This window comes from Achromobacter sp. Marseille-Q0513 (genome assembly GCF_018195695.1).
GTDB lineage: Bacteria > Pseudomonadota > Gammaproteobacteria > Burkholderiales > Burkholderiaceae_B > Achromobacter.
In genome coordinates this window covers 1-6,128 of the sequence record NZ_JAGTJY010000259.1, presented here as the reverse complement: position 1 = coordinate 6,128, position 6,128 = coordinate 1, and the positions used below count along the sequence as shown (strand labels likewise).

6 protein-coding genes are annotated in these 6,128 nt (G+C 66.8%); 4 read left to right on the top strand and 2 right to left on the bottom strand.

From position 1 onward, the window contains the following. Positions 1-514: 514 nt before the first annotated feature. The 4 genes from KDH83_RS28820 (at position 515) to KDH83_RS28805 (ending at position 4,517) form a co-directional block, all read left to right on the top strand. Positions 515-1,516 carry an ABC transporter substrate-binding protein gene (locus KDH83_RS28820; RefSeq protein ID WP_212322107.1) on the top strand — a complete coding sequence of 334 codons (1,002 nt, stop codon included), beginning with the start codon at positions 515-517 and terminating at the stop codon, positions 1,514-1,516. 286 nt (positions 1,517-1,802) lie between these two features. Further along, positions 1,803-2,660, top strand: coding sequence for a proline/glycine betaine ABC transporter permease (locus tag KDH83_RS28815; RefSeq protein WP_212322105.1), 858 nt, complete (start codon positions 1,803-1,805; stop codon positions 2,658-2,660). Then, positions 2,657-3,937 carry a glycine betaine/L-proline ABC transporter ATP-binding protein gene (locus KDH83_RS28810; RefSeq protein WP_249205425.1) on the top strand — a complete coding sequence of 427 codons (1,281 nt, stop codon included), beginning with the start codon at positions 2,657-2,659 and terminating at the stop codon, positions 3,935-3,937. The genes KDH83_RS28815 and KDH83_RS28810 overlap by 4 nt, the downstream gene beginning before the upstream one ends. A 205-nt stretch (positions 3,938-4,142) precedes the next feature. Next, positions 4,143-4,517, top strand: a complete 375-nt coding sequence (locus KDH83_RS28805) for a tautomerase family protein (RefSeq protein WP_212322103.1) — start codon at positions 4,143-4,145, stop codon at positions 4,515-4,517. A 90-nt stretch (positions 4,518-4,607) separates the two neighbouring features. Here KDH83_RS28805 and KDH83_RS28800 read toward each other — a convergent pair whose 3' ends face one another. Beyond that, positions 4,608-5,573 (bottom strand): tripartite tricarboxylate transporter substrate binding protein, encoded by a 966-nt coding sequence (locus KDH83_RS28800; protein WP_212322101.1) that lies wholly within the window; start codon positions 5,571-5,573, stop codon positions 4,608-4,610. 84 nt (positions 5,574-5,657) lie between these two features. Next, positions 5,658-6,128: MaoC family dehydratase (locus KDH83_RS28795; RefSeq protein ID WP_212322099.1), on the bottom strand; the 471-nt coding region annotated here is incomplete at its 5' end.

Sequence of the window (6,128 nt, the reverse complement as noted above, 5' to 3'; positions counted from 1 at the left end):
CATGGTGTGCTCCTTGGTTGCACGGAAATATTTATGGCCATTTTACCCAAAATCCCCAATTTGGCCTGCCAAAAATACGATTCGAAGATGCAGTACAGCGGCCGGATCGAGGGCGGTTTTGTACGCATGCAAGAAAAATATTAACTAAATGTATCTTAAAAATGAAACACCAATTTCCCTGGGCAACACGGCAATTTTCTTCTGAGAATTCCGGGTTATCCCGGAGTATTTTTCTCGGAAATGTTTCGGCATTTTTCCGGATCAGGCTTGGGTTGAGCGTCTATTTCGTTTAAGATGCTGGCTTCTTCATTCAGTTTGTTCTCTTTCTGCGGGTTCTCGAATCCTTGTTCGAGCCCCCTGTCTTGCAAGACGCCGCGCCCCTGCGGACCGTCTTGCCGCTAGTGTCGGTTTGTATTGGCGGTTCTGCCCGTCTTCCGCACAACCCCCTTAGCTACACGGCATCGTCAGGCCGCAAGCCCGGCGCGTGTCCCTGAACCTATGGAGGCAAAAGCCAATGCGTTTCACCCCCATCAAGACCCTGGCCGCCGTGGCCGTCTTGTGCGCCTTCGCCGGCACGGCCCAAGCCGCCGATGCGCCGCAGTGCGAACTCAAGCGTCCGGTCAATTTCGGCGCCATGAACTGGGAATCCAATCTGGTCCTGGTCGATGTAGAACGATTCATCATGGAAAAGGGCTACGGTTGCAAGACCGAGACCCTGCCCACCGAAACCCTGCCCGCCCTGGCCGCGCTGGAGCGCGGCGATCTCGACATCAATACCGAGATCTGGCTGAACAGCGTGGCCGATCCCTGGGAGCGCGCCGAGAAGACCGGCAAGGTCAAGCGCGTGGGCGAGCTCTACATGGGCGGCGAAGCCTGGTACATCCCGCGCTACACGGCCGAGCGCCTGCCCGAGCTGAAGTCGGCGGCCGACCTGCCCAGGTTCAAGGACCAGTTCAAGGATCCCGAAGAGCCGGGCAAGGGCCGCTTCTACGGCTGCCCGGCGGGCTGGGGCTGCGAAGTGACCAGCACGAACCTGTTTCACGCGCTCAAGCTGGATGATTCCTACACCCTGTACTCGCCCGGCACGGGCGCGGCGCAGAAGGCGGCCCTGATGTCGGCCTACAAGCGCAAGCAGAACGTGGTCTTCTACTACTGGTCGCCCACGCCGCTGGTCGGCGCGATGGACCTGGTCAAGCTCGACATGCCGCCGTACGACGCGGAAAAGCACAAGTGCCTGACCTCGCCCAAGTGCGCCAAGCCCGAGGCCAGCGCCTATCCCGACAATCCCGTCTTCACCGCCGTGAACGCCAAGTTCGCGGAGCAGGCGCCCACGCTGACCGATTTCCTGTCCAAGGTGTCGGTGCCGCTGCCGGTCATGAATGAAACCCTGGCCCACATGGAAGAATCCGGCGACGAATCCGCCGCCGTGGCCAAGTGGTTCCTGAAGAACCATCGCGACGTCTGGACCAAGTGGGTCCCTGCCGACGTCGCCGGACGCGTGCAGGGCGCGCTCTAGCCATCCCCGCGATCGCGGCGGCGCCCATTGCGGCGCCGCCGCGCCTTGTGTTGTCCCTTCAACAATGCCGTTCCCGGGCGTCGCCCCGGCCGGACGGCCAGCCCGGTCGGACTTTTTCCCCTTGGGACGTCCCCAAGGGGAAAAGGCCCCGCCGGCAGATCCCGGCCCGCAACGCGGGCAGGGCGCGGGCCTGTCCCGCGCCAAGCTGTACGCGCATCGTCGCCTCCGGCGCGGCCTGGTCCGCCAGCCGCACCCGGGGCGCAAGCGCCGAAACGGAGCCTAGAACATGTTTCCTGAAATCATTCCCGCCCGACAGGTGCGGGCGGCGATCGACGGTTTTGTCGATCACCTGGTGACCAACTACGCCGATACGCTGGAAAGCCTGGCGCAACCCGTGCTGCACGCGCTGGTGTGGCTGGAGCAGCTGCTGCGCAACTCGCCCTGGTGGGCGGTGGTGGCGGCGACGGTGGCCCTTGCCTGGCTGGTCAGCCGCCGCATCGGGCTGAGCCTGGCCATGGGCGCGCTGCTGTGCGTGATCGGCGTGCTGGGCATGTGGGATGCCGGCATGCAGACGCTGGCGCTGATGATCATGGCCGCTGGCCTGTCAGTGCTGATCGGCATTCCGCTGGGCGTGCTGATGGCGCGCGTGAACTGGCTGCGCTCGGTCATGCTGCCGGTGCTGGACGTGATGCAGACCATGCCCAGCTTCGTCTACCTGATTCCCGTGGTGATGCTGTTCGGCCTGGGCAAGATCCCCGCCATCATCGCTACCGTCATCTATGCCGTGCCGCCGCTGATCCGCCTGACCGATCTGGGCATCCGCCTGGTCGATCGCGAGGTGCTGGAAGCCTCGCGCGCCTTCGGCGCCAACCCGCGCCAGCAGCTCTTCGGCGTGCAATTGCCGCTGGCGCTGCCGAACATCATGGCCGGCATCAACCAGACCACGATGATGGCGCTGTCGATGGTGGTCATCGCGTCGATGATCGGCGCGCGCGGGCTGGGCTATGAGGTGCTGCTCGGCATCAACCGCCTGGAAGTCGGTCGCGGCCTGCTGGCCGGGCTGGGCATCGTGGTGCTGGCCGTGCTGTTCGACCGCATCACCCAATCCTATGGACAGCGCATGCGCAAGGGAGGCCAGCGATGAGCAAGATCGAAGTCAAGAGCATCTACAAGGTATTCGGGCCGCATCCCGCCAAATGGCTGCAGGCCGCCCAGGGCGGCATGAGCAAGGAAGAACTGCTGGCCAAGAGCGGCCACACGCTGGGCCTGCGCGACATCAGCCTGTCCATCGACGAGGGCAGCATCTACGTCATCATGGGCCTGTCCGGCTCGGGCAAGTCCACGCTGATCCGCCACTTCAACCGCCTGATCGAACCCAGCGCCGGCCAGATCCTGGTCGATGGCGTGGACGTGGTCAGCCTGAACAAGCGCGACCTGGAAACCTTCCGCCAGAAGAAGATGAGCATGGTGTTCCAGCGCTTCGGCCTGTTCCCGCACCGCACGGTGCTGGAGAACGCCGCCTATGGCCTGGCGGTGCAGGGCGTGGGCCGCGCCGAGCGCGAGCGCCGGGCGCGCGACTGGCTGGAACAGGTCGGCCTGTCCGGTTTCGAGCAGCAGTATCCGCACCAGCTGTCCGGCGGCATGCAGCAGCGCGTGGGGCTGGCGCGCGCGCTGGCCACCGACGCCGAGATCCTGCTGATGGACGAGGCCTTTTCCGCGCTGGATCCGCTGATCCGCCGCGAGATGCAGGACCAACTGCTGCAATTGCAGGCCAAGCTGAACAAGACCATCGTGTTCATCACGCATGACCTGGACGAGGCGCTGCGCCTGGGCAACCGCATCGCCATCCTCAAGGACGGCGAGCTGGTGCAGGAGGGCACGCCGGAAGACATCCTGCTGAACCCGGCCAACGACTACGTGCAGTCCTTCCTGCAGGACGTGAACCGCACCAAGGTGCTCAACGCCACGCACGCGGTCAACCCGGCGCGGCTGACGCTGACCATGCGTTCGCGTCCGGCGCACGCGCTGGAACGGATGCGCGCCATGAACTATGAATACGCGCCGGTGCTGGACGGCAAGCGCCTGGCCGGCGTATTGACGGCCGAGGCGGCGCTGCGCGCGGGCCAGGAAGGCGCGCGCGACGTGTCGCGCTATGTCGAGGAACTGGCCTCGGTGCCCGCGACCGCCGGCCTGGGCGAGGTGCTGGCGCAGCTGGTGCACAGCGACCAGCCCGTGGCCGTGACCGGCGAGGACGACGAGTTCATCGGCATGCTGTCGCGCAAGAAGGTGGTGGAGCTGGTGACGCCGGCCCTGTCCGAGACGGCGCCGGCGGAAGGCGCCGAGACCGCGCCGGACCAGCCGCGGCCGGAGGGCGGCGCCGTGGTCCAGGCCGGCCAGGAGCGGCGCGACGAGGCCGCCTGACGCCCCTCCAGCGCGTCTTCCGGCTGGTCCTCCGCGCCGCGCGAGCCGGCGCGCCGGCCAGTCCGGGCAAGGCCCTGGCTCCATCCATGATGGGCCAGGGCCTTTTGCATGCGGGCGCGCTATGGATATGATGGCTGGCGCCGCGCAACCCAGCGACGCGCGGCGACACCCGTCTCGTTCATCCCGTCCGCTGTGGAAATCCGTCATGCCCATCCTGAACATCCAGATCCTGCAAGGCCATGCGGCCGCCGAAAAATCCGGGCTGCTGCGCGCGGCCTCCGAGGCCGTCGTCCAGAGCATCGCCGCGCCGCTGTCCAGCGTGCGTATCGTGCTGCATGAAGTGCCCGCCGAGCACGTGATCGTGGCCGGCGAGATCGGCAAGCGCATGGCGCAGGTGGACGTGGCGCTGATCGAGGGCCGCGACGAGGCCAAGAAGGCGGCGCTGATCGCGGCGCTGAACCAGGCGGTCTGCGGCGCCATCGGCATTTCCGGCGAAGACGTGCGCGTGCTGATCCGCGACGTGCCCAAGACCGACATGGGCGTGGCCAACGGCCTCTCCGCCAAGGCGGCGGGCCGCTAGGCGGCGGGCCGCTAGGCGGCGGGCCACTAGGCGGCCAGGCAGGCGTTGCGCGTCAGGCCGGCGCGCGATGAGTGCCACGGCCCGCGGGCCTCAGTCCAGTTGCACGCCGGCTTCCTGGATCACCGTGCCCCAGCGCTGGATCTCGTTCCTGATGTAGGCGCCGTATTCCTGCGGCGTCGATCCCAGGGCCTGGGCGCCTTGCGCCTTCAACTGCTTCTGCATCTCGGCCGATTGCAGCGCGCGGCGGATTTCGGCGTTCAGCTTCTGGACGATCGGCTCCGGCGTGCCGGCCGGCACCACCACGCCTTGCCAGGCGCCCATCTCGAATCCCGGCGCCACCGTTTCCGCCACCGTGGGCACGGCGGGCAATTGCTCGCTGCGTTCACGGCTGGTCACGGCCAGCGCGCGCAGCTTGCCTTCGCGGATGAAGCCCAGTGAATCGTTCAGCGTGTTGGCCATGAACTGCACCTGGCCGCCGACCAGGTCGGTCATGGCCGGCGCGCTGCCCCGGTATGGCACGTGCACGGCATCGATCTGCAGTGAGCGCAGCAGGAGCAGCGCGCCCAGGTGCGTCACGTTGCCCGCGCCGGCGGAACCGTAGGACAGCTTGCCCGGACGCTGGCGGGCATAGTCGACAAAGCCCTGCGCGTCCTGCACCGGCACAGAGGGGTGCGTCAGCAGCACCAGCGGGATCACCGCCGTGGATGACACGGGCGCGAAATCCTTGACCGGGTCGAACGCCAGCTTGCGGTACAGGTTGGGGCTGAGCGCGATCGACGAGGTGTTGTACAGCACCGTGTAGCCGTCGGGCTTGGCCGCCGCCGCGTATTGCATGCCGATGTTGCCATTGGCGCCACCCTTGTTTTCCACCACCACCGTCTGGCCCAGCTGATCGGTCAGCTGCTTGGCCAGCACGCGCGCGACCAGGTCGGTCGGCCCGCCGGGCGGGAAGGGCACCACCATGGTGATCGGGCGTTCAGGCCAGGCGGCGCTGGCGCTTGCGGCGCTTCCCAGCGCCAGGGCGGCCAGGGCGGCCGCGAGCCATGCTTTTTTCATCGTTTGTCTCCTTGCTGGGTCGGAACGAGGCGCAGGCCTCGGGGCGGCAGCGCTCTCTGCATGGAGCGCTTGTCCGCCGCTGCATCACGCTGGCCGGCCGGCCAGCATGCGCGTCGCGGTATAGGCCATCACGGGCTTGCCGTGCTGGTTGTAGACGTCGATGGACGAGGCCACCACCGCCCGGTTGTGCTGCGAAGTCGGGCGCACGCCGGTGATCTCGATCTCGGCCCAGATGGTGTCGCCGGCCACCACCGGCGCCAGCATCTTCTTGTGGACTTCCAGCAGCGCCAGGCCGGTGCCCTGGACCATGCCCTGCATGATCAGGCCCTCGATCAGGCCGTAGGTCAGCGCGCCGGGCGCCGGGCGGCCGGCGATGGCGCCGTGGGCGTAGGTGGCGTCGATGAAGATGGTCTCCAGCATGCCGGTGGCGCTGATGAAATTGACGATGTCGGTTTCGGTGACCGTGCGGCGGAAGGTGCGGAAGCGCTGGCCGACGGCGAGGTCTTGCCAGTAGTAGCCCTGGCCGAGTTGGACGGGGGCGGGGCGGTCTGCATT

Coding starts and splice junctions, on each gene's coding strand:
- KDH83_RS28820 (WP_212322107.1), top strand. CDS start 515: ATGCGTTTCACCCCCATCAAGACCCTGGCCGCCGTGGCCGTCTTGTGC.
- KDH83_RS28815 (WP_212322105.1), top strand. CDS start 1,803: ATGTTTCCTGAAATCATTCCCGCCCGACAGGTGCGGGCGGCGATCGAC.
- KDH83_RS28810 (WP_249205425.1), top strand. CDS start 2,657: ATGAGCAAGATCGAAGTCAAGAGCATCTACAAGGTATTCGGGCCGCAT.
- KDH83_RS28805 (WP_212322103.1), top strand. CDS start 4,143: ATGCCCATCCTGAACATCCAGATCCTGCAAGGCCATGCGGCCGCCGAA.
- KDH83_RS28800 (WP_212322101.1), bottom strand. CDS start 5,573: ATGAAAAAAGCATGGCTCGCGGCCGCCCTGGCCGCCCTGGCGCTGGGA.